The sequence below is a fragment of the Streptomyces sp. NPDC058457 genome, from assembly GCF_042720695.1.
Taxonomy (GTDB): domain Bacteria; phylum Actinomycetota; class Actinomycetes; order Streptomycetales; family Streptomycetaceae; genus Streptomyces.
In genome coordinates this window covers 33,165-59,510 of sequence record NZ_JBHXLU010000054.1, presented here as the reverse complement: position 1 = coordinate 59,510, position 26,346 = coordinate 33,165, and the positions used below count along the sequence as shown (strand labels likewise).

The 26,346-nt window shown below is 72.4% G+C and carries 28 protein-coding genes; 12 read left to right on the top strand and 16 right to left on the bottom strand.

All coding sequences use genetic code 11. From position 1 onward, the window contains the following. Positions 1-10: 10 nt before the first annotated feature. Positions 11-979, bottom strand: coding sequence for an ROK family protein (locus tag ACFWPS_RS33705; protein ID WP_383712081.1), 969 nt, complete (start codon positions 977-979; stop codon positions 11-13). Positions 980-1,192: 213 nt separating this feature from the next. Here ACFWPS_RS33705 and ACFWPS_RS33700 point away from each other — a divergent pair, with 213 nt between their 5' ends. Together ACFWPS_RS33700 and ACFWPS_RS33695 are read left to right on the top strand one after the other, a co-directional pair. Continuing rightward, the gene (locus ACFWPS_RS33700) at positions 1,193-2,278 is read left to right on the top strand and encodes a LacI family DNA-binding transcriptional regulator (protein ID WP_383712146.1); all 1,086 of its coding nucleotides are present in this window, start codon (positions 1,193-1,195) and stop codon (positions 2,276-2,278) included. Positions 2,279-2,572: 294 nt separating this feature from the next. Then, positions 2,573-3,370 (top strand): hypothetical protein, encoded by a 798-nt coding sequence (locus tag ACFWPS_RS33695; protein WP_383712078.1) that lies wholly within the window; start codon positions 2,573-2,575, stop codon positions 3,368-3,370. Here the strand turns inward: ACFWPS_RS33695 and ACFWPS_RS33690 are convergent. Both ACFWPS_RS33690 and ACFWPS_RS33685 read right to left on the bottom strand, forming a co-directional pair. After that, positions 3,316-5,220 carry a protein kinase gene (locus tag ACFWPS_RS33690; protein ID WP_383712075.1) on the bottom strand — a complete coding sequence of 635 codons (1,905 nt, stop codon included), beginning with the start codon at positions 5,218-5,220 and terminating at the stop codon, positions 3,316-3,318. The genes ACFWPS_RS33695 and ACFWPS_RS33690 overlap by 55 nt on opposite strands. Before the next feature lie 103 nt (positions 5,221-5,323). Continuing rightward, positions 5,324-6,628, bottom strand: a complete 1,305-nt coding sequence (locus ACFWPS_RS33685) for a DUF6986 family protein (RefSeq protein WP_383712073.1) — start codon at positions 6,626-6,628, stop codon at positions 5,324-5,326. Positions 6,629-6,823: 195 nt separating this feature from the next. On the opposite strand from ACFWPS_RS33685, the gene ACFWPS_RS33680 reads away from it, so the two are divergent. After that, a complete protein-coding gene (locus tag ACFWPS_RS33680; protein ID WP_383712071.1) occupies positions 6,824-7,765 on the top strand; it encodes an endonuclease/exonuclease/phosphatase family protein in 942 nt (313 codons plus the stop codon). A gap of 78 nt (positions 7,766-7,843) precedes the next feature. On the opposite strand, the gene ACFWPS_RS33675 is transcribed toward ACFWPS_RS33680, so the two are convergent. The 4 genes from ACFWPS_RS33675 to ACFWPS_RS33660 form a co-directional block, all read right to left on the bottom strand. Further along, complete coding sequence (locus tag ACFWPS_RS33675; RefSeq protein ID WP_383712068.1) at positions 7,844-8,806, bottom strand: electron transfer flavoprotein subunit alpha/FixB family protein; 963 nt, start codon at positions 8,804-8,806, stop codon at positions 7,844-7,846. Positions 8,807-8,858: 52 nt separating this feature from the next. Next, positions 8,859-9,647 (bottom strand): electron transfer flavoprotein subunit beta/FixA family protein, encoded by a 789-nt coding sequence (locus tag ACFWPS_RS33670; protein WP_383712065.1) that lies wholly within the window; start codon positions 9,645-9,647, stop codon positions 8,859-8,861. Positions 9,648-9,888: 241 nt separating this feature from the next. Beyond that, the gene (locus ACFWPS_RS33665; RefSeq protein ID WP_383712062.1) at positions 9,889-10,398 is read right to left on the bottom strand and encodes a flavin reductase family protein; all 510 of its coding nucleotides are present in this window, start codon (positions 10,396-10,398) and stop codon (positions 9,889-9,891) included. Between the two features lie 208 nt (positions 10,399-10,606). After that, positions 10,607-11,020, bottom strand: a complete 414-nt coding sequence (locus ACFWPS_RS33660; protein WP_351501299.1) for a thioredoxin family protein — start codon at positions 11,018-11,020, stop codon at positions 10,607-10,609. A 105-nt stretch (positions 11,021-11,125) separates the two neighbouring features. On the opposite strand from ACFWPS_RS33660, the gene ACFWPS_RS33655 reads away from it, so the two are divergent. Further along, complete coding sequence (locus ACFWPS_RS33655) at positions 11,126-11,542, top strand: DUF4395 domain-containing protein (RefSeq protein WP_383712059.1); 417 nt, start codon at positions 11,126-11,128, stop codon at positions 11,540-11,542. 188 nt (positions 11,543-11,730) lie between these two features. Further along, the gene (locus ACFWPS_RS33650) at positions 11,731-12,459 is read left to right on the top strand and encodes a lysophospholipid acyltransferase family protein (protein ID WP_383712056.1); all 729 of its coding nucleotides are present in this window, start codon (positions 11,731-11,733) and stop codon (positions 12,457-12,459) included. 3 nt (positions 12,460-12,462) lie between these two features. Here ACFWPS_RS33650 and ACFWPS_RS33645 read toward each other — a convergent pair whose 3' ends face one another. From ACFWPS_RS33645 to ACFWPS_RS33625, 5 genes are all read right to left on the bottom strand, one after another. Further along, positions 12,463-13,164 carry a B3/4 domain-containing protein gene (locus ACFWPS_RS33645; protein WP_383712054.1) on the bottom strand — a complete coding sequence of 234 codons (702 nt, stop codon included), beginning with the start codon at positions 13,162-13,164 and terminating at the stop codon, positions 12,463-12,465. 10 nt (positions 13,165-13,174) lie between these two features. Further along, positions 13,175-13,768 carry a transglutaminase domain-containing protein gene (locus ACFWPS_RS33640; RefSeq protein ID WP_383712051.1) on the bottom strand — a complete coding sequence of 198 codons (594 nt, stop codon included), beginning with the start codon at positions 13,766-13,768 and terminating at the stop codon, positions 13,175-13,177. 175 nt (positions 13,769-13,943) lie between these two features. Next, entirely contained in the window at positions 13,944-15,014 is a 1,071-nt protein-coding gene (locus tag ACFWPS_RS33635) for a threonine aldolase family protein (protein ID WP_383712048.1), read from the bottom strand. Beyond that, complete coding sequence (locus ACFWPS_RS33630) at positions 15,011-15,757, bottom strand: SDR family NAD(P)-dependent oxidoreductase (RefSeq protein ID WP_383712143.1); 747 nt, start codon at positions 15,755-15,757, stop codon at positions 15,011-15,013. Before ACFWPS_RS33630 ends, ACFWPS_RS33635 begins: the two co-directional genes overlap by 4 nt. A gap of 41 nt (positions 15,758-15,798) precedes the next feature. Continuing rightward, a complete protein-coding gene (locus ACFWPS_RS33625; protein WP_383712046.1) occupies positions 15,799-17,196 on the bottom strand; it encodes a DUF6421 family protein in 1,398 nt (465 codons plus the stop codon). 412 nt (positions 17,197-17,608) lie between these two features. On the opposite strand from ACFWPS_RS33625, the gene ACFWPS_RS33620 reads away from it, so the two are divergent. Beyond that, positions 17,609-18,292 carry a glycerophosphodiester phosphodiesterase gene (locus ACFWPS_RS33620; RefSeq protein ID WP_383712043.1) on the top strand — a complete coding sequence of 228 codons (684 nt, stop codon included), beginning with the start codon at positions 17,609-17,611 and terminating at the stop codon, positions 18,290-18,292. Between the two features lie 15 nt (positions 18,293-18,307). Here the strand turns inward: ACFWPS_RS33620 and ACFWPS_RS33615 are convergent, their stop codons facing one another. Then, positions 18,308-18,859: a GNAT family N-acetyltransferase gene (locus ACFWPS_RS33615; protein WP_383712041.1), complete on the bottom strand. Its 552-nt coding sequence runs from the start codon at positions 18,857-18,859 to the stop codon at positions 18,308-18,310. Between the two features lie 120 nt (positions 18,860-18,979). Between ACFWPS_RS33615 and ACFWPS_RS33610 the strand changes: the two genes are divergently transcribed. Then, positions 18,980-19,378 carry a VOC family protein gene (locus ACFWPS_RS33610; protein ID WP_383712039.1) on the top strand — a complete coding sequence of 133 codons (399 nt, stop codon included), beginning with the start codon at positions 18,980-18,982 and terminating at the stop codon, positions 19,376-19,378. A 176-nt stretch (positions 19,379-19,554) separates the two neighbouring features. Here the strand turns inward: ACFWPS_RS33610 and ACFWPS_RS33605 are convergent, their stop codons facing one another. Together ACFWPS_RS33605 and ACFWPS_RS33600 are read right to left on the bottom strand one after the other, a co-directional pair. Further along, on the bottom strand, positions 19,555-20,133 hold the full coding sequence (locus tag ACFWPS_RS33605) for a MarR family winged helix-turn-helix transcriptional regulator (RefSeq protein WP_383712036.1): 579 nt from the start codon (positions 20,131-20,133) through the stop codon (positions 19,555-19,557). Then, positions 20,130-21,788, bottom strand: a complete 1,659-nt coding sequence (locus tag ACFWPS_RS33600; protein ID WP_383712033.1) for an FUSC family protein — start codon at positions 21,786-21,788, stop codon at positions 20,130-20,132. Before ACFWPS_RS33600 ends, ACFWPS_RS33605 begins: the two co-directional genes overlap by 4 nt. Before the next feature lie 164 nt (positions 21,789-21,952). Here ACFWPS_RS33600 and ACFWPS_RS33595 point away from each other — a divergent pair, with 164 nt between their 5' ends. From ACFWPS_RS33595 to ACFWPS_RS33575, 5 genes are all read left to right on the top strand, one after another. After that, positions 21,953-22,495 carry a DUF5134 domain-containing protein gene (locus ACFWPS_RS33595; protein WP_383712031.1) on the top strand — a complete coding sequence of 181 codons (543 nt, stop codon included), beginning with the start codon at positions 21,953-21,955 and terminating at the stop codon, positions 22,493-22,495. Between the two features lie 95 nt (positions 22,496-22,590). Continuing rightward, positions 22,591-23,526 carry a M56 family metallopeptidase gene (locus tag ACFWPS_RS33590; protein ID WP_383712028.1) on the top strand — a complete coding sequence of 312 codons (936 nt, stop codon included), beginning with the start codon at positions 22,591-22,593 and terminating at the stop codon, positions 23,524-23,526. Between the two features lie 56 nt (positions 23,527-23,582). Beyond that, positions 23,583-24,254, top strand: a complete 672-nt coding sequence (locus tag ACFWPS_RS33585) for a phosphatase PAP2 family protein (protein ID WP_383712025.1) — start codon at positions 23,583-23,585, stop codon at positions 24,252-24,254. Positions 24,255-24,286: 32 nt separating this feature from the next. Continuing rightward, positions 24,287-25,009, top strand: a complete 723-nt coding sequence (locus ACFWPS_RS33580; protein WP_383712023.1) for an HAD family hydrolase — start codon at positions 24,287-24,289, stop codon at positions 25,007-25,009. Positions 25,010-25,145: 136 nt separating this feature from the next. Further along, positions 25,146-25,832 carry a TetR/AcrR family transcriptional regulator gene (locus ACFWPS_RS33575; RefSeq protein WP_383712020.1) on the top strand — a complete coding sequence of 229 codons (687 nt, stop codon included), beginning with the start codon at positions 25,146-25,148 and terminating at the stop codon, positions 25,830-25,832. Here ACFWPS_RS33575 and ACFWPS_RS33570 read toward each other — a convergent pair whose 3' ends face one another. Continuing rightward, entirely contained in the window at positions 25,833-26,318 is a 486-nt protein-coding gene (locus tag ACFWPS_RS33570; RefSeq protein WP_383712018.1) for a DUF6214 family protein, read from the bottom strand. It lies immediately after the preceding gene. Positions 26,319-26,346: the final 28 nt, after the last annotated feature.

The window sequence follows — 26,346 nt, the reverse complement described above, 5'->3', positions numbered from 1 at the left end:
GCGACCGCCGTCAGGCCCCCGAGACCCCCGCCGCCTCCGCGTCCGCGTCCGGGCTGGCGGCCAGCGCGGCCGCCGCGGCGCCCACCAGGCCCGCGTCCGTGCCCATCTGGGCCGGTACGACCGTCAGACGCTGGACGAAGGAGAGGGTGGCGTAGTCGGTGAGGGCCTTGCGCAGGGGCGTGAAGAGGATGTCCCCCGCCTTGCCGACACCCCCGCCGATCACCGCGATGTCGATCTCGACCAGGGTCGCGGTGGCCGCGATCCCGGCCGCGAGGGCCTGCGCGGCCCGCTCGAAGGAGGCCACCGCGACCGGATCGCCGGCCCGGGCCGCGGCCGCCACCGCCGCCGCCGAGGTGTCACCGTCGGGACCCGGCTGCCAGCCGCCCTCCAGTGCACGCCGGGCGATGTTCGGACCGCTCGCGATGCGTTCGACACAGCCGCGCGACCCGCAGGGGCAGGGGTCCCCGTCGAGGTCGACGCTGATGTGGCCGATGTGGCCCGCGTTGCCCGTCGGACCGGGGTGCAGCCGGCCGCCGAGCACCAGGCCGCCGCCGACGCCCGTCGACACCACCATGCACAGCGCGTTGTCGTGCCCGCGGGCCGCGCCCTGCCAGTGTTCGGCGGCCGTGATGGCGACGCCGTCGCCGATCAGCTCGACCGGCAGCCCGCCGGCGGCCGCCCGCACCCGCTCGACGAGCGGATAGTCCCGCCAGCCCGGCACGTTGACCGGGCTCACGGTGCCGGCGGAGGCGTCCACCGGGCCCGCGCTGCCGATCCCGAGCGAGCGGGCACGCCCCCACAGGGGTGAACCGGCGAGTTCGCCGACCACCTCCTCGACGGCCCCCATGACCGTCTCGCCGTCCTGCTGGGCGGGTGTCGCGCGCTGGGCGCGCGCCTGGATCCGTCCGTGACCGTCCACCAGCGCGCCGGCGATCTTGGTGCCGCCGATGTCGAGGGCCGCCACGAGGTCGGTGTGCATCAGAGTCAGTTCTCCCCGTCAACCATGAGTAGCCGAGTGACACTACAGGCCGGTCAAGCGGTGGGGGCGCAGGCCGGAGATTGCGGTGGACAGTCTCCCTTGCATCTGACAACGTTGTCCAGGCTCTATGCTCGACGCCACATCCTCATACAAACCCACAAGCCTGTGTATCCCTGATACAAACCCATGAGCCCAGACACAACCCGTGAGCCCATGCACCCCGTGGACGACAGGACAGGACGCCGCATCGTGCCCGACACCTCCCGCCGCGCAGACCGTCTCCCCGGCTCCCGTTACGGGACCCGGCCGACGATGAAGGACGTGGCGGCGCGGGCCGGTGTGGGCCTCAAGACGGTGTCCCGGGTGGTAAACGGCGAGCCCGGGGTGACCCCGGACACCGAACGCCGGGTCCAGGAGGCGATCGACGCGCTGGGCTTCCGCCGCAACGACAGCGCGCGGGTGCTGCGCAAGGGCCGTACCGCGAGCATCGGCCTGGTCCTGGAGGACCTCGCCGACCCGTTCTACGGCCCGCTGAGCCGCGCGGTGGAGGAAGTGGCCCGGGCGCACGGGGCGTTGCTCATCAACGGCTCCAGCGCCGAGGACCCGGACCGGGAGCAGGAGCTGGCGCTGGCACTGTGCGCGCGGCGGGTGGACGGCCTGTTGGTGATCCCGGCCGGGGACGACCACCGCTATCTGGAGCCGGAGATCAGGGCGGGTGTGGCGACGGTGTTCGTGGACCGCCCGGCCGGGAAGATCGACGCCGACGTCGTGCTGTCCGACAGCTACGGCGGCGCCCGGGACGGGGTCACCCACCTGATCGCGCACGGCCACCGCCGGATCGGTTTCATCGGCGACATGCCCCGGATCCACACGGCGGCCGAGCGGTTGCGTGGCTACCGGGCCGCGATGGAGGACGCCGGGATAACCGTCGAGGGGGCGTGGACCTCCCTCGGCGTGACGGACCCGGAGCGGGTGCGCCGGGCCGCCGAGGAGATGCTGTCCGGCCCTGACCCGGTCACCGCGATCTTCGCGGGCAACAACCGTGTCACCGTCACCGTGATCCGCGTCCTTTCCGAACAGGCCCGCCCGGTCGCGCTCGTCGGCTTCGACGACATCGAACTCGCCGATCTGCTGCACCCCGGGCTCACGGTCGTCGCCCAGGACTCGGCCCTGCTCGGCCGCACGGCCGCCGAACGGCTCTTCCGCCAGCTGGACGGCACCCTCCTGGCGCCGGAGCGGATCGAGCTGCCGACCCGGCTGATCACCCGCGGCTCGGGCGAACTGCCCCCGGCGGACTGAGCCGCGCATGACGGACCGGACGCGCGAGGAACCGTGCCGCCGGACGGACAGCGGTGGGCGCGCGATGCCGAGCCGCCCGGCACCCTGGTGTTCCCCTGCGCAACCGAGACGGTCGATGCCTGCGCGGTCGCGCCCGGAACCGCCCCGCGCAACGACCGGCCGAACGCACGCGGGACCAGGCCGCCCGGCGCCCGGCCGGCCCCTTGCGGAACCGGACCGGTCGATGCCCGGAGGGACAGACCCGCAACCCGCTCGCACGACGGCCGTCCGACCCCTCGCCGAACCTCGCCGCGCATGACCGGCCGTACGCTCGCCGAGCTGGGTCTCGACGAGGCGCCGCGTGACCGGCCGCTGGCCTACCCCGGTGCCTGGCCTGCCGACTCCGGGCTCCTCGACGGTGACCGGCTGCTGCCGCTCGGCCGTCTGGTGCACGACGGCGACCGGGTGCCGGTGCTCGCCGTCGGCTCCAACGCCTCCCCCGCCCAACTCCGGCACAAGATGGCCGAGTTCGGTGTCACCGGGCCGATCCCCATGGTGCGCGCCCGGGTGACCGGCCTCGACGTGGGCGTCTCCGCGCACGTCAGCCGCCTCGGCTATGTGTCGGCGTCACCGGTCGCATCCCCGTCGGCGGTACGGGAGTTGTTCGTCCTCTGGCTGGACGGGCCGCAGCTGGAGGTGATCGACGCGAGCGAGGGCGTACCGCTGCCGCACGGCAACTTCGACCGGGCCTGGCTGCCCGCCCCGGCCGTACGCGCCACTCTCGCGGACGGCACGACGCTCCCCGGCGTCCACGCCTACGTCAACCGGCACGGCGTGCTGCACGACGGCACCGGCACGCCTCGCCGCCACCCAGGCGAGCACGCCCTTCTCACCGAACTGCTCACGGAGTCGGCCGAGTTGAGAGATCTGTTCGGTGTCACGCCGGAGCAGTTCTGTGCGCGGGCGCGGGCCGACTCCGCGTTGTGCGGGCGGGGCACCCGGCTGTTCGCGGAGCGGAGGTGGGCGGTCGCATCCGGCCTGGAGCGGTACGTCGGTGGTCAGCAGACGGGAAGTCCCGGGACCGGCTCGTCGTTGCTGCCGCCCTTGATGTAGACGTCGCTGATGTACACGCCGGTGTTGCCCTTGTCGTCGTCGGTCTCGGCCCACCAGACGTTGGTCCGCCGGCCGTGGGTCTCCCGGCGGCCCAGGTCGACCTGGCAGTAGAAGGAGTGGACGCCCTGGCGGACCTTGCCGACCTTGACTCCGTCGGCGGTGTAGGACTTGGCGCCGCCATTGCGGACCAGGCAGGTGTACGTGCCGTCGCCTGCGGACTGGCAGACCGGGGCGGGGGTGGAGGCCGTGGCGGTCGCGGGGGCGGTGGCACCCACGGTGCCGGAACCGCCGGAGGGGCTGGGGCCGGCGGTCTGTGCCGAGGACGGTGTGGCGGAGGCCCGTTCCGCCGGCTCGCCCCCGGCGGCGCGCGTGGCGCCGGTGGCCGGTACGGCGCCCGTCTCCTCGCCCTGCCCCACGGGATCCGCGCCGGCCGTGTGCCTGGCCCCGGTGCCGCGGACGCTCTCCGTGGCGCCGGCCCCGGTCGGGGCGGGCGGCCCCGCGTCCGTCTTCGCCGTCCGCCCGCTGTCGTTGTGCAAGGCGATGGTCAGGCCGGTAGCCGTGAGGACGACGGCGACGGCCGCCACGACGAGCATCCGGACCCGGCGGCGGGTGCGGATGGGCCCGGTGGGGCTCATCGGGCCGTCCGGTTCACCCGGTCGGGGCGCGGGCTCTAATCTTCGGGCGGCCGAGAGAACCGGCCCCGGGGTTCCGGCCCGCTTGGCGAGTCCGGCGGCCGGCACCGGGGCGAGCTGCCCGGCGGACTCCGGGGCAGTCCCCTCGGGGGACCCTTCGACGGGCCCCGCCACGTCTCCTTCGGCGAGCCCGCTCGCACGTCCGGCCACAGCCCCTTCGGCGGGCCCCTCGCCTGGCCCCTGGACGAGCTCCTCATCCGCGCCCTCGGCAGCTCCGCGTCCCGGAGACACCACCGGCACGCCGGTTCCGGACTCCGGCCGCGCGGGCTCCCGCAGGGCCGTCGTCGGAGTGTCCGCGACCGCTTCCCGCGCCACGGTCCGCAGCAGCCCGCAGGCCTCCTCGGCGTCCGGGCGGGCGTCGGGCCGCTTGTCCATCAGGCGCTGGAGGACGGGGGCGAGCGGGCCGGCCCGGTGGGGCTCCGGGAGGGGCTCGTCGATGATCGCGGTGAGCGTCGAGAAGGTGGACGTACGGCGGAAGGGCGAGTCGCCCTCCACGGCCGCGTACAGGGCGGCGCCGAGTGCCCAGATGTCGGAGGCCGGCCCGGGGGCGGCGCCCTTGGCCCGCTCGGGCGCCAGGTAGTCGAGGGAACCGACGAGTTCGCCGCTGCCGGTCAGGTGGGTGTCGGAGCCGTCGCCGGGATCGGCCATGGTGGCGATGCCGAAGTCGGTGAGGACGACCCGCCCCGAGCGGTCGAGGAGGATGTTGCCGGGCTTGACGTCGCGGTGCAGCACGCCGACCCGGTGGGCCGCGGCCAGGGCGTCCATGACCTCGGCACCGACGCGGGCGGCCTCCTGCGCCCCGAGGGTGCCGCGCTCGCGCAGCAGGTCGTCCAGGGAGGGGCCGTCGACCAGTTCCATGACGATCAGCGGGCGGCCGTCGACCTCGGCGATGTCGTGCACGACGACCACCCCGCGATGGCGCACCCGGGCGGCGGCCCGCGCCTCGCGCTGCATGCGCAGCCGCAGGTCGGCCAGTTCGGGTCCGGCGCTGTCGGTGTAGGCACGCAGCTCCTTGACGGCGACCTCGCGGCCGAGGACCTCGTCGACGGCGCGCCACACCACACCCATACCACCGCGCCCGAGCCGGTCCACCACCCGGTACCGCCCTGCCAGCAGGCGACCGGTCCCGTCAGCCTGTCCGTACGAACCCGACACCACAGCCCCGCTCTTCAGACACGTCCGTGAATGGCGCACCAGAGTACGGGGAGATGACAGGGTCGGTTCAAGTCGGCTGGAAAAGCTGTGACTTGACCGGTACGCGCTACTTCCCGGAGGCCGTCAGGCCGCCGCGCCGGGGCGTCGCGAAGCCCTCCAGACCGGCCCGGGCCAGACCGGTCAGCCGGGCCACCTCGGCGTCGTCGAGGGCGCCGCAGTCCAGGCCGCGCAGCAGGTAGCCGCTGAGGGCCTTGGCGGTGGCGGGCTCGTCCATGACGTCGCCGCCGGCGCGGTTGGCGTACCGGGCGAGCCGGGCGGCCGCCTGTTCCAGGCCCTCGCGGTAGAAGGCGAACACGGCCGCGTACCGGGTCGGGAGGTGGCCGGGGTGCATGTCCCAGCCCTGGTAGTAGGCGCGGGCCAGGGCGCGCCGGGTGAGGCCGTAGTGCAGCCGCCAGGCGTCGTGCACCTGGGCCGTCGGGCCGACCGGCAGGACGTTGGTGGAGCCGTCCGACACGCGTACGCCCGTGCCGGCGGCGGCGACCTGCATGACCGCCTTGGCGTGGTCTGCGGCCGGGTGGTCGCTGGCCTGGTAGGCGGCGGAGACCCCGAGGCAGGCGCTGTAGTCGAAGGTGCCGTAGTGCAGTCCGGTGGCGCGGCCCTCGGCGGCCTGGATCATGCGGGCGACGGTGGCGGTGCCGTCGGTGGCGAGGATGGACTGGCTGGTCTCGATCTGGATCTCGAACCCGATCCGGCCGGGCTCCAGTCCGTGCGTCTTCTCGAAGGCCTCCAGGAGCCGGACCATCGCGGTGACCTGCTCAGGGTAGGTGACCTTGGGCAGGGTCAGCACAAGGCCGTCGGGCAGGCCACCCGCCTGTGTCAGCCCGGTGAGGAAGATGTCGAGGGTGCGGATGCCCCGGTCACGCACCGCGGCCTCCATGCACTTCATCCGGATGCCCATGTACGGCGCCGCCGTGCCCTCGGCGTACGCCTCGACGATCAGCCGGGCGGCGCGGGCGGCCGCCTCGTCCTCCTCGGCGTCGGGGCGGGGGCCGTAGCCGTCCTCGAAGTCGACGCGCAGGTCCTCGATCGGTTCCTGCTCCAGCTTGGCGCGGACCCGGGAGTGGACGGGCTCGGCGAGGTCGTCCGGCAGACCGAGGACGGCGGCGAAGGCGGCGGCGTCGGGGGCGTGTTCGTCGAGGGCGGCGATGGCCTGGTCGCCCCAGGAGCGGACGGTGCCGGCCGTGAAGGCGTCGCCGGGGACGTACACGGTGTGGACGGGCTGACGGGTCCCCGGATCACCCGGATAGCGGCGCTCCAGTTCGGCGTCGACGGGCGCGAGGGAGGCACTGATCTCCTCGCTGACGGCGCCCGCGAGGCTCGTGGCCACCTTCTCCTGCCGACTCTGGCCCATCCCACACCCTCCTGTTTTCCACTGTACGGAATCAACAATCCGTTGAATGAAGGTATCCGGGCGCCTTCCGGGTGGTCAACACCCTGTCCACGGGGCGACACGCCCCCATCTGGGCATGTTCACGCTCATCACACACCTGGGTATCACACTGCTCAACGCCCGCCCGTCCGGCTTGTGCCCCCATAAGGAGCCGTCGTGCCGATCCAGCGCCGAGTCACCCGCCGGCTGGGACTGCAGGCCTTGTTGGCCGCAGCGGTCACCGTGCCCCTCTCCAGTGCCGCGATCACCACCTCCGCCGCCTCCTCCGGCTCGCGGGTCCGCAGGGTCAGCGCCCTGGCGGCACCGTCCCGGCCGGCGCCCCGCCTCGACGTCATGACCTTCAACCTGCGGTACGCCAGTACCGCCGAACCCAACAGCTGGGCCGACCGCCGGCCGGTGATGGCCGAACTGCTGCGCCGGGCACAGCCCCAGGTCATGGGCACCCAGGAGGGTCTCTACCAGCAGTTGCGCGACATCGACAGCGATCTCGGACCGCACTACGACTGGGTCGGCACCGGCCGCGAGGGCGGCAGCCGGGACGAGTCCACCGCCATCTACTACGACATCCGTCGCCTGGAGCCGCTGGAGCACTACACCTTCTGGCTCTCCGACACCCCGGAGGTGATCCGCTCCAACACCTGGGCCGCCGCCTTCCCCCGTATCGTCACCTGGGTCCGCTTCCGCGATCTCGCCGACGACGGACGGGAGTTCTACGTCGCCAACACCCACTTCGACCAGAAGAGCCAGTACGCCCGCGAGCGCAGCGCCACCCTCCTGGTGAAGCGGATCGCGGAGTTCGACCGGAGGCTGCCCGTCGTGGTGACCGGCGACTTCAACGCCTACGCCCACAAGAACCGGGCCTACGACACCCTGGTGGACTCGGGGCTCGTCGACACCTGGGACGCGGCGGAGCACCGTGGCCCGCAGTACGCGACCTTCCACGGCTACCACCGCCTCAAGCCGGACGGCGACCGTATCGACTGGATCCTGACCTCGCCCGGCGTGACCACACACCGGGCGACGATGGACACCTTCTCGTGGCACGGCCAGTTCCCGAGCGACCACCTGCCCGTGCAGGTCTCGCTGAGCCTGCGCTGAACCGAGCCTGCGCCGGCACGACGAGGCCCCCGTGACCGGTTCCGGTCACGGGGGCCTCGGACAGCCCTGCGGCGGCGGTCAGCCCTTGCGGGCCTTGACCTCCTCGGTCAGCTGCGGGACGACGTCGAAGAGGTCACCGACCACGCCGAAGTCGACCAGCTCGAAGATCGGGGCCTCGGCGTCCTTGTTGACGGCCACGATGGTCTTCGAGGTCTGCATGCCCGCGCGGTGCTGGATCGCGCCGGAGATGCCGTTGGCGATGTACAGCTGCGGCGACACGGACTTGCCGGTCTGGCCGACCTGGTTGGTGTGCGGGTACCAGCCGGCGTCGACGGCGGCGCGCGAGGCACCGACAGCGGCACCGAGGGAGTCGGCGAGGGCCTCGATGATCGCGAAGTTCTCGGCGCCGTTGACGCCACGGCCGCCGGAGACCACGATCGCGGCCTCGGTCAGCTCCGGGCGCCCGGTCGACTCACGCGCGGTACGGCCGGTCACCTTGGTGCCGGTCGCCGCAGCCGAGAAGGTCACCGCAAGGGCCTCGACCGCACCGGCGGCCGGGGCGGCCTCGACGGCCGCACTGTTGGGCTTGACCGTGATGACCGGAGTGCCCTTGGCGACACGGGACTTGGTGGTGAAGGACGCGGCGAACACCGACTGGGTGGCCACCGGACCCTCGTCACCGGCCTCCAGGTCGACGGCGTCGGTGATGATGCCCGAGCCGATGCGCAGCGCCAGGCGGGCGGCGATCTCCTTGCCCTCCGCGGAGGAGGGGACGAGGACGGCGACCGGGGAGACGGCCTCGACGGCGGCCTGCAGGGCGTCGACCTTCGGGACGACCAGGTAGTCGGCGTACTCGGACGCGTCGTGGGTGAGGACCTTCACCGCACCGTGCTCGGCCAGCGCGGCGGCGGTGTCGGCGGCGCCGCCTCCCAGCGCGACGGCGACGGGCTCGCCGATGCGGCGGGCCAGGGTCAGCAGCTCCAGGGTGGGCTTGCGGACGGCACCGTCCACGTGGTCGACGTAGACGAGGACTTCAGCCATGGGAATGCTCTCCTGCTTGGATGAGTTGAGGGGCGGTCAGCGAGTGCGGGGCTCAGATGAACTTCTGGCCCGCGAGGAACTCGGCGAGCTGCTTGCCGCCCTCGCCCTCGTCCTTGACGATCGTGCCCGCCGTGCGGGCCGGACGCGCGGTGGCGTTCTCGACCGCGGTCCAGGCACCCTCCAGGCCGACCTCCTCCGCCTCGATGTCGAGGTCGGACAGGTCCCAGGACTGAACCGGCTTCTTCTTGGCGGCCATGATGCCCTTGAAGGACGGGTAGCGCGCCTCACCCGACTGGTCGGTCACCGAGACCACGGCCGGCAGGGATGCCTCCAGCTGCTCGCTGGCGGCGTCGCCGTCGCGACGGCCCTTGACCGCGCCGTCCTCGACCGACACCTCGGAGAGCAGGGTGACCTGCGGGACGCCCAGCCGCTCGGCCAGCAGCGCGGGCACGATGCCGGCGGTGCCGTCGGTGGAGGCCATGCCGGAGACCACCAGGTCGAAGCCGGCCTTCTCGATCGCCTTCGCCAGCACCAGGGAGGTGCCGATGGCGTCGGTGCCGTGCAGGTCGTCGTCCTCGACGTGGATCGCCTTGTCCGCGCCCATCGACAGCGCCTTGCGCAGCGCGTCCTTGGCGTCTTCCGGACCCACCGTCAGAACGGTGACCTCGACGTCGTCGTCCGAGTTCTCCGAGATCTGCAGCGCCTGTTCGACCGCGTACTCGTCAAGCTCGGAGAGGAGACCGTCCACGTCGTCACGGTCGACGGTCAGGTCATCGGCGAAGTGCCGGTCGCCAGTGGCGTCGGGCACGTACTTCACAGTGACAACGATCCTCAGGCTCACGCCGGCTCTCCTACTGCATCGTCTCTTCTGGGCTGCCTCTTGCAGGCAGCATAGGCGCCTCAAGCGGCTCATCCCGGTCGGGGCGGCCGCGCGCTCCGAACGAAATATTACTCACCAGTACAGCCAGTTCATGCCCGCTAAGCAAGCGCTTTGAACTGTGACCTTCGCAACGCAGCGTAACCGGAACTCGACGCGTTCGCAGAACGAGGGGCGTGTGATCCGTGGAACCAGGGGCGTGTGATCAGTCCCGCAGACCGTTGAAGCCGCCCTGGTGGTACAGGAGCGGCCGGCCGGCGCGGGACGGATCGCCGACGAGCACCTCGGCCAGCACGATGCGGTGGTCACCGGCCGGCACGCGCGCGACGACCCGGCACACCAGCCACACCAGTACGTCGTCGAGGACCGGGACACCCGCGTGGCCGTCGCGCCAGTCGGTGGGCGCCCCGAACCGGTCGGCGCCGCTGCGCGCGAAGGTGGCCGCGAGCTCCGCCTGGTGCTCGCCGAGGATGTGGACGCCTATGTGCTCGGCGGTGGATATCGCGGGCCAGCTGGAGGCGCCCGTGCCGACGCCGAAGGAGAGCATCGGGGGCTCGGCGGAGACGGAGGTGAGGGAGGTGGCGGTGAAGCCGACCGGGCCGTCGGCGCCGCGCGCGGTGATCACCGCCACACCGGCCGCGTGCCGCCGGAAGGCGGAGCGGAGCAGGTCGGGCGAGGCGAGCTGAGGGGTGCCGAGGTCGGGCGTGGCCGTCATGGAAATGTCCTTCTGCGAGGGGCGGCGTTCGGGTCCGTGGCTGCTCAACAGCCCGGACAGCGCGCGCTCGCGGTGCGGGCCAGGTCCACGTGGACCCGCGCGTAGAGAAGGAGTTCCTGAGGCATACGGTCAGGCTGACGATAGGTGGTGCGCCCAGTCAAGTACGTTCCGGTATATGGGAGGTGCTTCACCGTCACCGGCATGTCCGTCAGACCGCCTCTCCCAGCGCCGCGATGACGTCCGCCTTGCGGGGCTGTCCGGTGGCGCGGCGCACCACCCGGCCGTCCGCGTCCAGCACCAGCACGGTGGGGGTCTTGAGGATCCCCAGCTCGCGTACGAGATCCAGGCGGGCCTCCGCGTCGATCTCCACGTGGGTGACGCCGGGGACCATCCCGGCGACCTCGCCCAGCACCCGCCGGGTGGCCCGGCAGGGGGCGCAGAAGGCGCTGGAGAACTGCACCAGCGTGGCCCGTTCGCCCAGTTCGCCGCCGAGTTCGGCCGCCCCGAGCCGCTTGCCGTCGTCCCGCCCGCGCACCCGTACCCTCCCGCTCCGCCGCCTGTGCAGCACTCCGTAGACGCTCGCCGCCGCGAGCACCGCCACGCACACCACCAGTCCGGTCATCACCGGACAAGGATCCACGAGACCGCCCATCAGCCGGAAAAGCGTTCACGAGACTGCAAAGATTCCCGGCTCCCGTACCGGCCCGCGGGGCGGAATCCTTGGTTCATGGACATCGACGCACGTGGGCCGCGGTTCGGCGCGGCCGTGACGACGGTCGTGCTGGCCGCCGCGCTCATCACCCGGAGCCCCTGGATCCTCGCCTGGCAGACGCTGGCGTTCGCGCTCGGCGCGGCCGGGGGCGTGACCCGGTCGCCGTACGGCTGGGCGTTCCGCACCGTCGTACGACCGCGCCTCGCTCCCCCGACGGAGTTCGAGGCGCCGGAGCCCCCGCGGTTCGCACAGGCGGTGGGACTGGTCTTCGCGGGGCTCGGTCTGGTCGGATTCACGCTGGGCCCCGACTGGTTGGGCCTCACGGCGACCGGGGCCGCGCTCGCCGCGGCCTTCCTCAATGCGGCATTCGGGTACTGCCTGGGCTGCGAGATGTTCCTGCTCATGCGGCGGTTGGCGGCACGCCCGGAGTAAAGGCGGGTTAAAAGCGCGAGGTGGATCAAGGGACCAACGTGACGAGAATCTCGCCACGCGCGGGCACCAGGGCTGGCTCCCCGTCCGTTCTTCGGGCACGATCTGCGAGACGCCGTAAACCTACGGCTGCGTAACTTTCCCGCCGGGAGCCCCTTTCCCAGGCAGAGCAGAAAGGGTCCACCCCGCCCATGGCAGAGTTGGTCTACCGTCCCGTCGTCGGTCTCGCCAAGACACTGTTCAAGGCCTGGGACCTCAAGATCGACTGCCAGGGTTCGGAGAACATCCCGCGCTCGGGCGGCGCCGTGCTGGTGAGCAATCACATCAGCTACCTGGACTTCGTCTTCGACGGCCTGGCGGCCCTGCCGCAGAAGCGCCTGGTGCGGTTCATGGCGAAGGAGTCGGTGTTCCGGCACCGGATCTCCGGCCCGCTGATGCGCGGGATGAAGCACATCCCGGTGGACCGCAAGCAGGGCGAGGCCGCCTACCAGCACGCGCTGGACTCGCTGAAGTCCGGTGAGATCGTGGGCGTCTTCCCGGAGGCCACGATCTCCCAGTCCTTCACGCTGAAGAGCTTCAAGTCGGGCGCCGCGCGCCTGGCCCAGGAGGCCGGCGTCCCGCTCGTCCCGATGGCCCTGTGGGGCACCCAGCGCATCTGGACCAAGGGTCAGCCGCGCAACTTCAAGCGGAACCACCTGCCCATCACCATCCGGGTCGGCGAGCCGGTCGAGGCGCCCCGGGACCAGTACGCGGGCGCCATCACCCGCCGGCTGCGCGAGCGCGTCCAGGAGCTCCTCGACGCCGCCCAGCGCGCCTACCCGGCCCGGCCCAAGGACGCGACCGACACCTGGTGGCTCCCGGCCCACCTGGGCGGCACGGCCCCCACGCTGGACCAGCTGAAGGCCGCCGAGGCGATCTGAGCCTCAGCCCGCCGACTCCGGCGCACGCACCTCGATGCGGGCGCCCGGGCTGAACTTCTCCAGCAGTTCGGCGAGTTCGGCGCCCGCCGACGCCACCTCAGGCACCGGCATCGGGGCGAGGCTCTCCAGCAGGAAGACGGCCGAGGCCGTGCGTTCGGTGAGACGGGTGCGAGGGCCCTGGCGCCAGTTCCAGCGGCGGCAGGTGACTCCGGTGTCGTCGCACCACACCACCTCGCCCGCGTCGGGGTGCTCGACGGTCTCCTCGCCCCCGGCCACGGTCACGAAGTCCTCCTCCCCCGTGGCACGCACGAGGCGCATCCCGCCCTGGACGAGGTCGAGATCCTCACCTCCGACCGGGATCAGGTGGGCCACACTGATCGCGTTGTAGAGGTCCACGAGCAGGTTGATGCGGGGCAGGCCGCCGTCCGCGAGGGCCCGTCTGGCCAGCGCCTCGGCCGAGTTGCGGGTGCGGGACGGTTTGGCGCCGAAGGCCGTGTAGACCGACCGCCAGGCGGCCATGTGCGGGTCCTCGTGCGGGGCACGCCCGTCGAGGCGTACGGCCAGCCGGCGGGCCGCGTCGTCGAGGAGTGCGGAACTCTCCTCGGTGCTGGGCCCGTTGACCAGGCCGTGGGCCTCGATCGCGAGGTGCGTGAAGCCGGGCGCGAGGGCGCGTACCTCGTCGGACACGGTGAGTGTGAGAGTCATCTGCCTGGCCTCAGAGTGCGGTGGGGAGCGTCTTCCAGAGGTACGGGCGGTCAGGTGCCGCTTTGAGCACGCCGAGCACGACCGGGTGAGGTTCAGCGTACAGGACCGGATAGTCCATCTCATTGGACCGAGGGTCGGGGACCCAGGCCAGCCGCTCGCCGTCGAGGGAGAACTGCGCGTCCACGCCCGGCTTGTTGCCGCGCGGGTCCTGCCGGTGCCACGCGCCGTGGAAGCGGACGGCGATCAGGCCGTGCACGACATGGCCGCGGCCTTCGTCGTCCGCCAGTCGCTGGTAGCACAGGGCCGCGGGGATGTCCTCGGCTCGCAGCAGGGCGGCCAGGGCATGGGCCTTGGCGTAGCAGATGCCGGTGCGCTGCTCCAGCACGTCCGAGGCGCGCCAGGTCACGCGCAGGTCGCCGGAGTCCTCGGAGTGCGGGATGCCGTCCCGCACGAATTCATAGGCGGCCCGCGCATAGGCATACGAGTCCTCGACCCCCGCCGCCAGTCGGGCAGCGGTCTCCCGGACCACGGGATGATGATGGTCGATGACCTCGTCAGCGGCCAAGTAGGCGGACAGGTCGGCGGTGTTCTGGATCAGCTCCATGCCCGCAGAGCATAGGAATGCGATCACCCGAGCGTCAATGACTTTTCAGGTGACCGCATATCTATGCAACAAGCGGCGCTGCAGCGCCCCGTAAGAGGCGCGGGGAACTGCGCGACCAGCCACGACGGCGCCGCAGTCGACAGACAAACCTGTCGCGGCACCTCCGGCGGAGCCCTCAGCGCGCCATCTCCTCCTTGAGCGCCGCCACGAACGCGTCCACGTCCTCCTCGGTCGTGTCGAAGGCGCACATCCAGCGCACGTCCCCGGCCGCCTCGTCCCAGAAGTAGAACCGGAAGCGCTTCTGCAGGCGCACGCTCACCTCGTGCGGGAGCCTGGCGAAGACGCCGTTGGCCTGCACCGGGTGGAGGATCTGCACGCCGTGCACGGCCCGGACGCCCTCGGCGAGCCGCTGGGCCATCTCGTTGGCGTGCCGGGCGTTGCGCAGCCACAGGTCCTTGGCGAGCAGGGCCTCCAGCTGCACCGACACGAAGCGCATCTTGGAGGCGAGCTGCATGGACAGCTTGCGCAGGTGCTTCATGTGGCTGACGGCGTCCTGGTTGATCACCACGACCGCCTCGCCGAACACGGCGCCGTTCTTGGTGCCGCCCAGGGAGAGGATGTCGACGCCGACGGCGTTGGTGAACGTGCGCATCGGGACGTTCAGGGAGGCCGCCGCGTTGGCTATCCGGGAGCCGTCCAGGTGCACCTTCATGCCGTGCGCGTGAGCGTGCTCGCAGATCGCGCGGATCTCGTCGGGCGTGTAGAGGGTGCCCAGCTCGGTGCTCTGGGTGATGGACACCACCTGCGGCATCGCGCGGTGCTCGTCCTCCCAGCCGTACGCCTGCCGGTCGATCAGCTCGGGGGTGAGCTTGCCGTCGGGCGTGGGCACGGTGAGCAGCTTGAGGCCGCCCATGCGCTCGGGGGCGCCGCCCTCGTCGACGTTGATGTGGGCGCTCTCGGCGCAGATCACCGCGCCCCAGCGGTCGGTGACCGCCTGGAGTGCGACGACGTTCGCGCCGGTGCCGTTGAAGACCGGGAAGGCCTCCGCGGTGGCCCCGAAGTGGCCCCGGACGATCCGCTGGAGGTTCTCGGTGTACTCGTCCTCGCCGTACGCCACCTGGTGGCCGCCGTTGGCGAGGGCCAGCGCGGCCAGCACCTCGGGGTGGGCTCCGGCGTAGTTGTCACTGGCGAAACCGCGGACCTCGGGGTCATGGTGGCGACGCGCGTCGGTCCTGGGAGGGTTCACGGCTTCTCGGTCAGCCACAGACGGTTTCCGTTCACTTCGGCGGCGGACTTGCTCCAGACGCCCTCGATGGCCTCGGCCAGGTCCTTGACGTCCGTGAAGCCCGCGAACTTCGCGTTGGGCCGCTCGGCTCGCATCGCGTCGTGCACCAACGCCTTCACCACCAGGATGGCAGCGGCGGAGGTCGGGCCCTCGGGCCCCCCGGCCTTGCGGAAGTAGTCGGCCAGCGCGAGCGTCCACGCCTCGGCGGCGGCCTTGCCCGCGGCGTACGCGGCGTTGCCCGCGGTGGGCTTGCTCGCGGCGGCGGCGCTGATCAGGACGTACCGGCCGCGCTCGCTGCGCTGCAGCGCCTCATGGAAGGCGAGGGAGGTGTGCTGCACGGTCTTGACGAGGAGCAGCTCCAGGAAGTCCCAGTCGTCCAGGCTGGTCTTGGTGAAGGTCTCGCTGCCGCGCCAGCCGCCCACCAGGTGCACGAGACCGTCGACGCGCCCGAAGTCCTTCTCGATGTGGGTGGCCCAGTCCCGGGTGGACTGGAGGTCGAGCAGATCCACCGTGTCACCCGTGACGGTCGCGCCGCCGGAGGCATAGCGGGCCGCGTCCACCGCCTCCGACAGACGCTGCGGGTCGTTGTCCGCCCCGACGACGGTCGCGCCGGCCTCGGCCAGCCGCATCAGCGTCGCACGCCCTGCGGGTCCGCCCGCGCCGGCCACCGCGATCACTGCACCTCTGAGAGCCCCGTTGCCCACCATGTCGTTCCCCTCTTGAGCCGTGTTCCGCAGCCCGTCGCTCACGCGGCGACCGGCTCGGCGCTGTCCGCCGTGATGCCCCTGGTCTCGGCGATCACATTCTTCAGTTTCTTGGACAGGGCCTCGTAGAACATGCTCAGCGGAAACTCGTCCGGAAGCACGTCGTCCACGAGCTTGCGCGGCGGCAGGGTCAGGTCCAGGGCGTCGGGACCCTTGGCCCACTTGGAGCCGGGGTGCGGGGCCAGGTAGGTGGCGACCAGCTCGTACCCGGCGAACCAGTGGACGAGTTTCGGGCGGTCGATGCCGTCCTTGTACAGCTTCTCGATCTCGGCGCACAGCTGGTTGGTGACCTGCGGGGCGCGCTCCCAGTCGATGGCGAGCTTGTTGTCGGTCCAGCGGACCACGTCGTGCTTGTGCAGGTAGGCGAAGAGCAGCTGACCGCCGAGCCCGTCGTAGTTGCGGACGCGGTCGCCGGTGACCGGGAAGCGGAACATGCGGTCGAAGAGCACCGCGTACTGCACGTCACGGGCCTGCGGGACGCCGTCGGCCGCCAGCTTCACGGCCTCCTTGAAGGCGGTGAGGTCGCAGCGCAGCTCCTCCAGGCCGTACATCCAGAACGGCTGGCGCTGCTTGATCATGAACGGGTCGAAGGGCAGGTCACCGTGGCTGTGGGTGCGGTCGTGGACCATGTCCCACAGCACGAAGGCCTCCTCGCAGCGCTTCTGGTCGTGGACCATGGCGGCGATGTCCTCGGGCAGGTTCAGGCCCAGGATGCCGACGGCCGCGTCGGTGACCCGGCGGAAGCGGGCGGCCTCGCGGTCGCAGAAGATACCGCCCCAGGAGAATCGTTCCGGCGCCTCGCGTACGGCGATGGTCTCGGGGAAGAGGACGGCGGAGTTGGTGTCGTAGCCGGCCGTGAAGTCCTCGAACTTGATGCCGCAGAACAGCGGGTTGTCGTACCGGGTGCGCTCCAGCTCGGCCAGCCAGTCCGGCCAGACCATGCGCAGCACGACCGCCTCCAGGTTGCGGTCCGGGTTGCCGTTCTGGGTGTACATCGGGAAGACGACCAGGTGCTGGAGGCCGTCCGCGCGGCCCGCGGCGGGCTGGAAGGCCAGCAGCGAGTCGAGGAAGTCGGGCACCTGGAAGCCGCCCACGGCCCACCGCCGCAGGTCCGTCACCAGCGCGCGGTGGTAGTCGGCATCGTGCGGGAGCAGCGGGGACAGCTCTTCCACGGCCTCGACGACACGCCGTACGGCCGCCTCGGCGTCGGCCCGCGCGGGCGCGCCCTCGGCCTCGAAGTCGATCGCCCCGTCCTTCGACTGCCATGGCCGGATCCGCTCCACGGAGTCCTTGAGCACGGGCCACGCCGGGTGCTCGACCACCCTGGTCACGGGAGGAGCCTGCTCCTCCGAACCCACCTGCACAAGAATTTCCGTCATGACCCATCCTCCACGGGAGAAGCTTCCGTAAGGACACCGTATGCATACGAGGTTTCTCCCAGCAAGGGGGCCCTCAGGAAATTATCCTGCAGCATCCCTTCTTCACCGCGCTTTTTCCTGTGTGAAACCGTGAGGCGCTCACATTCACTACGGCCGGTGACGAGGTGTCAGCTCCCGGAGGACCGCATGGATCCGGCCGGTCAATGCGCGGCGGGACGCGCCCACCACCGGGTGACCGCCGACCGGGGCACGGGCCAGGTGTCGCGCACCCCGCGCGCCAATCCCCCCGTGTACGTACGGGTTCATCGCGACGGGCGGCCATTAGGCTGCGCCCAGCCGCGTGGACAGCGACGTCCGTCGTACGGTTCGCGCGCCTGCCCCACCGCCGCCGTCGACGGAAGCGAGTTGAATCTTGAACTTCCTTACCATCGGTCACCGCGGAGTCATGGGCGTCGAGCCCGAGAACACCCTCCGTTCCTTCGTCGCCGCCCAGCAGGCCGGCCTCGACCTGATCGAACTCGATCTCCACCTCAGCAAGGACGGCGCCCTGGTCGTCATGCACGACGCGGAGGTGGACCGCACGACCGACGGCACCGGCGCGATCGCCGACAAGACCCTGGAGGAACTGCGCGCGCTGGATGCCGGCCGGGGCGAGCGGGTGCCGGTGTTCGAGGAGGTCCTGGACGCGGTGCGGTCCCCGCTGCAGGCCGAGATCAAGGACGTGGCAGCGGCCCGGGCACTGGCCGAGGTCATGCAGCGGCGGGACCTGGTCTCCCGGGTGGAGGTCTCCTCGTTCCACGACGAGGCGGTCGCCGAGATCGCCCGGCTGGTGCCGGGGGTGCGCACCGCGCTGATCGCCAGCCGCTTCGGCACCGACGTGGTGGAGCGGGCCCAGGAGGCGGGGGCGGCGACCCTCTGCCTGAACATCCGGCGGCTGACCCTGGAGGTCGTCGAGCAGGCCCGCAAGGCGGACCTGCGGGTGATCGGCTGGGTGGTGAACACCCAGGACGACCTGCGGCTGGTGCGCGCCCTGCAGCTGGACGGCGCGACGACCGACTACCCGGAGATCAAGCGCACCGCCCGCTTCACCGCGTGACCGCCGGCCCGCACCTCACACCAGCGGCTTGACCAGCGGCTTGACCAGCAGCTCGAACTGCAGGTCGGCGCGTTGCGGAATGCCGAAGCGCTCCTCGCCGTACGGGAACGGCGTCATCCTTCCCGTACGGCGGTAGCCGCGCCGCTCGTACCAGGCGATCAGGTCGTCGCGCACCGAGATCACCGTCATGCGCATCTCCGTGACGCCCCAGTCCGCGCGCGCCTGACGCTCGGCCTCGGCGATGACGACCTTGCCGAGGCCGCCGCCCTGGAGGACGGGGCTCACCGCGAACATGCCGAAGTAGGCGTGGTCACCACGGTGTTCGAGCTGGCAGCAGGCGACGACCGCGCCGTCCCGCTCGACGACGAGCAGCTTGCGGTCCGCCCCCTTGATCACCTCGAGGACGCCCTCCGGGTCGGTCCGCCGCCCCTCCAGGATGTCCGCCTCGGTGGTCCAGCCGACCCGGCTGTCGTCGCCCCGGTAGGCCGACTCGATCAACGCGACCAGGACGTCCACGTCGGCGCCGGTGGCGTCGCGGAAGGTCGGTCCGGCGGCGGCGTTCTCCATGGGCGGGTTCTCCGATCTCGGGCACGGCTGAGCCGGACCCGAGCCTATCCCCGCGGCACGGCTCCGGATTCCCAGGTCACGCCACCCTCCGGGGGCGGCCTGCCACTACGCTCCGGTCGCATGGTGCATGTACTGAGCGGCCGTACGCTGATCCACCCCACCGCCCCCGAGCGGTCCCGCGCGTTCTACGGCGAGCAGCTCGGCCTCGCCGTCTACCGCGAGTTCGGTGAGGGTCCGGAGCGCGGCACGGTCTACTTCCTCGGCGGCGGGTTCCTGGAGGTCTCCGGGCGGTCGGACACCCCGCCTTCACCGGCCGTACAGCTGTGGTTGCAGGTCGCGGACGTCGCGGCGGCGCACGACGAGCTGGTGGCGCACGGCGTCGAGATCGTACGCCCGCCCGTGAAGGAGCCATGGGGCCTGCTCGAGATGTGGATCACCGATCCGGACGGGATCAGGATCGTGCTGGTGGAGGTGCCGGCCCACCACCCGTTGCGTTACCGGCCGACGGTAGCGCCCTGAAGGGGCGCGGGGCTGTATCCGATATGCGGCTACCGCCGCGTGGGCGCGACCAGCCACGACGGCGCCGCAGTCGACTGACGGCATGTCGCGGCTCTTCCAGCGGAGCGCTTGGCGGGGCGAGCACCCGACCGGTGGTGCCGACAGCGGGGGACGGACGGCGAGGACCGAACCGGCGGTCAGGCCCGCAGTGCGCCCATCCTGCCCTCCAGGCGGCCCAGCAACTCCGCGAGGAGTCCCGCCAGTTCGCCCTGGCCCTCGGGGGCGAGGACGGACAGCACGGCGGTCTCGTAGGCGAGTTGCTCGGGCAGGAGGCCGTCGACGAGGTCGCGGCCCGCGTCGGTGAGGCGGAGGTGGGCGACCCTGCGGTCACGGGCGTCGCCGCGCCGCTCGACCAGGCCTCGTTCGGTGAGCTGCTTGAGGCGTTTGGTGACGGCGGCGCCGGAGGAGAAGGTCTCCTTGGCCAGCTCGCTCGGGGTCAGCTCGTGGCCGGTGCGGCGGAGCGCGCCGAGCAGATCGAATTCGGGGCGGCTGAGGCCGGCCCGGCGCAGCGGGGCGTCCTCGGCCTGCTGGAGCAGGGCGGCGCAGCGGTTGATCCGGCCGATGACCTCCATGGGCCCGGTGTCCAGCCCCGGATGGACGCTCCGCCACTGCCGGACGACGGCCGCGACCGTGTCGACCCTGCCCGCACCTCGGTCCGCGTCCTCGCCCCCGCCCACGTCGTTCCCGGCCGCCGGTCGTCCGTTGGTCGCCGTCATGGCCGTACGTCCTCCGTTGTCCTCGCGCCGTCCCAGGAGTGCACTCCCTGGCGTCGTACCGTCGCGGCGAGCGTACGGTGTCCGGACTGCTCGGCTTGCACGACCCGCTCCTGGGGCAGTGCGCGTTGCCACCACTCGCCGGACGCGGCGTCGGCCGTGGCGCGCAGGTCGGCCAGGGCGGCGGACAGGGTGCGCCGGGCGGCCTCCAGGGCACGCGGGGCCGGCTGCTCCCCGGCGAGCAGGCGGGCGGAGTGTTCGCGGGCCCGCTCGACGGCGCCGAGTGCGTGTTCGATGCGGTCGCCGGCGCGACGGTTGGTCACGACCACGGCGGTGCCGAAGCCGACGACCGCGCCGACCAGGGTGTCCACGACCCGCTCGGTGATCAGCTGCCCGGCGTCCTGGGTGCGGGCGAACTCGGTGACGAGCAGGGCCATCGGGGTGACGCAGACGCTGCCGAGCCAGTAGTTGCGGCCGATCAGCGCCTCGGCGCCGAAGTTGAAGGCGAGGCAGCACAGCACCAGGGCGGCCGGGTGGAGATGGGCGAGCGGTACGACGGCGGCGAAGACGAGGACGCCGAGGAGGTTGCCGACGACGCGCTGGACGCCCCGGCTCCAGGTGAGGGTGACGTTGGCCTGGTAGAGGGAGGCGGCGGTGACCAGCGCCCAGTAGGGGCGGCCGACGCCGAGAGCGAGGGAGACGTAGCCGGCGAGGGCGCAGCCGAGCGCGGTGCGGGCGGCGAGCGGGGCGAGCGGGCCGAGTCGGCGCCACAAGGGGCGCTGTGGTACGGCGCGTTCGGCGTCGACGCCGAGGAGGTCGTCGTCGGCTCCGGCCACCCGCGGGACGCGTCCGGTGCCGCGCAGGTCCCGGGCCCAGCCGCGGAGCAGCCGCGGGTCGGTGTCGGCGGGGGCGGCGAGGGCGACCTCGGCGCGGACGACGAGGTGTTCGAGGGCGCGCCGGGTGCGGTCGGTGCGGGTGCCGGTGGCGAGCAGGGACTGCCAGGCGGCCTGTACGGCGGCGGCCGCGGCCGCGCGGGTCCGGTCGTGGCCGGCCGCGGTGGTGCGGGTGTCGGCGTGGGCGGCGGTGGCGTTCAGGGCGTGGGCGGTGGCCCGGCGTTCGGGGCCGTGCGGGCGCAGCAGTCCGGGGGCCATGCCGACCAGCCAGGCCCAGGCGCCCGCCGCCAGGGCGAGGCCGACGTGACCGGGGACCTGGCCGAGGGTCTGCGGGGCGAACAGGGAGGCGGAGCTGATGAAGGTGAGGACCACGTTCCCGGGCGGGCCGACGCGGGTGGCGTCGCAGAGGACCTTCTGCACGGCCGCCATCAGCGCGCCGACGGTGACCAGGACGGCCGCGTTCCTGGTGAGCGAGGCGGCGACCAGGGCGAGGGCGAGGCCGCCGACCATGCCGAGGATCACCCGGGCCAGGGTGCGGGCGCGGGCGGGGTAGGGGCGGTTGTGGCCGTAGAGGGCGCACAGCGATCCGGCCATCGTGTACATCGCCAGGTCGAGGCGGCCGAGGGCCAGCAGGGTCAGGTTGGGCGGGGCGACCGCGGCGACCACGCTGCAGGCGGGCTTGAACCAGATCTCGGAGGGCCGGCCGAGGCGCAGCGCACCGGCGAGGGGCAGACGTCGGGTGGTCGTGGGGGTCGCGGTGCTCATACCCATTAATTTAGCATGTGTTTTACTCATAAAACATCTCGAACGGCCCTGATCACAGGCTGTGCTCCGGCGAATGCTCCCCGTCTACATCCTTGCGCTCGCGTGCGCGCCGTGCGGCCCGGGCATCGCATCCATCGACGCGACGTCGAGCGGGGAGGTGCGCAGTGCACGGACCGGCTTCGCCCGGCTGGCTGCTGGTCGCGCTGTGCGCGGCGACCGGTGCCTACTGTCTGCTGCGGATGCGCAGCAGTGTCGAGGAGCAGCGGCGCGCCGCGGGCGGTGAGGCGCTGATGGGATTCGGCATGGCCGTCATGGCCGTGCCGGCGACGGTGTTCACCCCGCCGGGGTGGGCGTGGCCGCTGTACGCGGTGGTGTTCGGCGCCGCCGCGCTGCGCACCCTGTGGAGCGGCCGAAGCAGCCCGCACCACCTGCACCATCTGGTGGGGACGGCAGCGATGGTCTACATGGCGGTGGCGATGGCGGCCGCCCCCGGCGCCCACCATCACGGCGGCGCCGGAGTCCCGCTGGTGACCGGGCCGTTGCTGCTCTACTTCACCGGCTACGTGCTGGTGTCCGGGGCCCGGCTCGTCCCGGTCGCGGTGGCCGCCGGGGCAGGCGCGGCCGGATGGGGCGACCGGCCCGAACTGGCGCGGGCGTGCCGGCTGTCGATGGGGATCGGTATGGTGGCGATGCTGCTGGCACTGTGAGGAAGTGACGGCACGCGCGGCGCAAACGTTGCCTGCGTCACTTTGGCGTAATGGCCTGTACCCGTGAACGGCCCCCCGCTCATAGGGTGCTGGCCATGATGGTCCCCGTGGCACTGTTGCTGCTAGGCGCCCTGACCGCCGTGGTCGGCCCCAGGCTGCTCGCCCGGGCCGACTGGACGGACCAGGAGCCGGTGGTCGCGCTGTGGGTGTGGCAGTGCGTGGTGGCGGCCGTCCTGCTGTGCTGCGCGCTGTCGATGACGCTGAGCGCGGCGGCGGCCTGGCAGGCGGTGCGCGGGCAGGTGTTCGCGACCGCCCCGAGCGGGGTGGTGGACGCCTACGCGCTCGGTACGAGCGGCCCGTGGGCGGCCGCGACCGCGGTGGCCCTCGCCTGCGCAGGGCTGTGGAGCGGGGCGATGCTGGTGCGGGAGATCGCGCGGGCCAGGGCCGGGCGCAGCCGACGACGGGCCGAACTCCTGGCCCGGGCACCCCTGTTGCCCGGCGAGGAACCGACCGACGGCCGACTCGTCGTGCTTGAGGGCGACCGCCCGGACGCCTGGTGGCTGCCGGGTGCGGCGCCCCAACTCGTCGTCACCACGGCCGCGTTGCGTCGGCTCAAGGGGCGTCGGCTGGACGCGGTCCTCGCCCATGAGCAGGGCCACGCGCAGGCCCGGCACGACTGGCTGCTGCACTGCTCGGCCGCGCTGGCGGGCGGGTTCCCGCAGATCCCGGTGTTCGCCGCGTTCCGCGCCGAGATGCACCGGCTGGTCGAACTGGCCGCCGACGACATGGCCTCCCGGCGCCACGGCCGCCTCACCACGGCGCTCGCCCTGGTCGAACTCAACGAGGACCGGGGCGTGTTCGGCCCAGGACCGGCCCCGAACGCCCATGTCCCGCAGCGGGTGAACCGGTTGCTCACCGCACCGGACCGCCTCCCCGCCCGGCACCGGCTGCGGCTGACCGCGACGGCCGCCCTGGTCCCGGTGATACCGGTACTGGTGGCGCTCGTACCGAGCCTGCGCGCCCTCGGGTAAAGCCGTACCCGCCGGGGGAATTGCCCTGCGGGCAATGATTCGGCAAAGATCACGTCATGCACCCCCCACCCAGCGACCGCCCCGCCCCCCTTCTCACGACCGCCGTTCTCGCCCTCGCGTCGGCGCTGCTGCTCGCCCTCGTCGCCGGCGAGTGGCCTCCCCTGGTCGCGGTGGACGAGGACATCGCCGGCGCCACCCACCGCTGGGCCGTGGCGGACCAAGGCACCACGCAGGTGCTGCGCGTTCTGACGGACTGGGTCTGGGACCCGCTGACCATGCGCCTGCTGTGCGCGGCGGTCGCGGTGTGGCTGGTGTGGCGGCACTCGGCGTGGCGGACCGCCCTGTGGCTGACCCTGACCTGCGCACTCGGGACGGTCGCCCAGCAGTCCCTCAAGGCCGCCGTCGGCCGCCCCCGCCCGGTGTGGCCCGACCCGGTCGACTCCGCCCACTACGCCGCGTTCCCCTCCGGGCACACCATGACTGCCACGGTGGTCTGCGGCCTGCTGCTGTGGCTCCTGCACCGCTGCGGCACCAATCGCGCGATATGGCGTACCGCCCTGGTCGCGGCCGGACTCTCGGTCGTGGGCGTGGGCCTGACCCGGGTGTGGCTCGGCGTCCACTGGCCCTCGGACGTGCTCGGCGGCTGGCTGCTCGGGGCCCTGGTGGTGGCGCTGGCGGTGCTGGCGTACGAGGGGGAGCGCGGCACCCGGGGACGCCTTCGCCCTTAGGAGCGCGCCCGGCCATGGGTAGAGTCCGGCACATGACTGCCGTGCTCTTCGACTTCTCCGGGACCCTCTTCCGTATCGAGTCCACCGAATCCTGGCTGCGGGCGGTGCTCGCCGAGGCCGAAGTACCGCTTGGCGAGGCCGAGTTGTCGGCAGCGGCGCGAGCGCTGGAGGCGGCCGGGGCGCAGCCCGGCGGGGCCTTCCCGGACGCGCTGCCCGAGGAGTTGTCCGGGGTGTGGGCGGTGCGGGACGAGAGCGCGGAGCTGCACCGGGCCGCGTACACCGCTGTGTCCCGGCGGGTTTCGCTGCCGGACCCGGCCCTGCACGACGCGCTGTACGAGCGGCACATGACCCCGCGGGCCTGGACGCCTTACCCGGACGCCGCCCCGGTGCTGCGCACGCTTCGCGAGCACGGGATCGGAGTCGGTGTGGTCAGCAACATCGGCTGGGACCTGCGCCCGGTCTTCCGCGAGCACGGGCTGGACGCCTACGTGGACGCCTACGTCCTGTCGTACGAACACGGTGTCCAGAAGCCGGATCCGCGGCTCTTCACGGTGGCGCTCGAGGCTCTCGGGGCCGAGCCGGGCGAGACGGTGATGGTCGGGGACAGCAGGCCCGCCGACGGCGGGGCGGCGGCGCTCGGCTGCCGCGTGCACTTCGTGGACCATCTGCCGGTGGCCGAACGGCCGGACGCACTGCTGCCGGTCCTGGACCTGGTGGGCGCGGCCCGCCGACCGGCCACGCCCACCCAGGCCTGACCTCTCGCGCCGTCCGCCCGAGACGCTCCCCCGTGTCGCCCCGGACGGACGGCAACCCTGAACAGGCCCCGCGCAGGGCGGTGCCCACTGCGTCGATTATAGTTGGCTGGCAGCCAGTCAACGCAGGAGTTCCAGCATGTCCCCGCGCAGCGCCTCGGTCAATGAAGAATTGCGCAGACGTTCCCGTGAGCGGCTGTTGCAGGCCGCGGTGGAGCTGGTCGACGAGCACGGCTTCGAGGCGACCACGCTGGGCGCCATCGCGGACCGGGCGGGGTCGGCGCGCGGCCTGGTGTCGTACTACTTCCCCGGCAAGCGCCAGCTGGTGCAGTCCGCCGTGCACCGGCTGATGCACCGCACGCTGGAGGAGGCGCTGGAGCACGAGCCGCGCACCGAGGACGGGCGGGAGCGCCTGGCCCGGGCCATCGACGCCATCCTGGGTCTCGCGCACGACCGGCCGGTGCTGATGCGCCAGCACATGGCGGGCCTGCTCCAGGGCGAGGGCTTCGTGCAGTGCCCCGAGCAGCGCCGGCTGTCGGAACTGCTGGGCGACACCGTCGCCCGGTACGGCTCGGAGCACGTCGAGGTCGACTACCCCATGCTGCGGGCGGTGCTGATGGGGGCGGTGTACGCGGCGCTGGTGCCCGGCGTGCCGATGCCGATCCCGGCGCTGCGGGCGGAGCTGTTCGAGCGCTACGGGCTCGACCGGGAGCTGGGCCTGCCACCGGAGTCCACGCCGTCGGCCGAGCGGCGGGACCTGTCCCGGTTCTTCGCGACCGAGGACCGGACCGGGACCGAGCCGGAAGCCGGGTCCCGAGCCGAATAGTCAGCGGCGGGCGTGACGCGGCGTCAGGAAGCCCGCGTCGCGCGCCTGGGCGATGAGCCGGAGCGACCGCCGGCGGCTGTGCCCGGTCGCGCACATCACCGCGAGGACCGGGTCGAGGCCCTCCTCCTGCGCGGCCCGGTACTCCTGGGCGACCAGCCACCTTCCCTCGATGCCCCGCGGCCAGGCGGGCCGGGCGCGCCGCGAGCCGCCGGGGTCATCGCCCTCGTCCGCCGCCTCGGGTTCCTCGTCCGCGTACGACTCCATCCCGCACGCCCGGCACAGCGGCTCCTCGATCCAGTCGGCGAGCACCGTCAGATCGGCCAGGGAGAGCGCGGGCCACGCCTTGACGTCCTCGATGGAGACCCGCCCCTCGGCCACCACGGCGAGCGCGTCGACCCGCGCGCCGTCCTCGAAGGCCAGCCGGACCTGGAACCACGAGGTGGCTCCCGCGTGCTCCTGCACCTCCCAGGCGGGCGACACGGACACCGTGCCGTCCTCCGCGCGCCGATCGGAA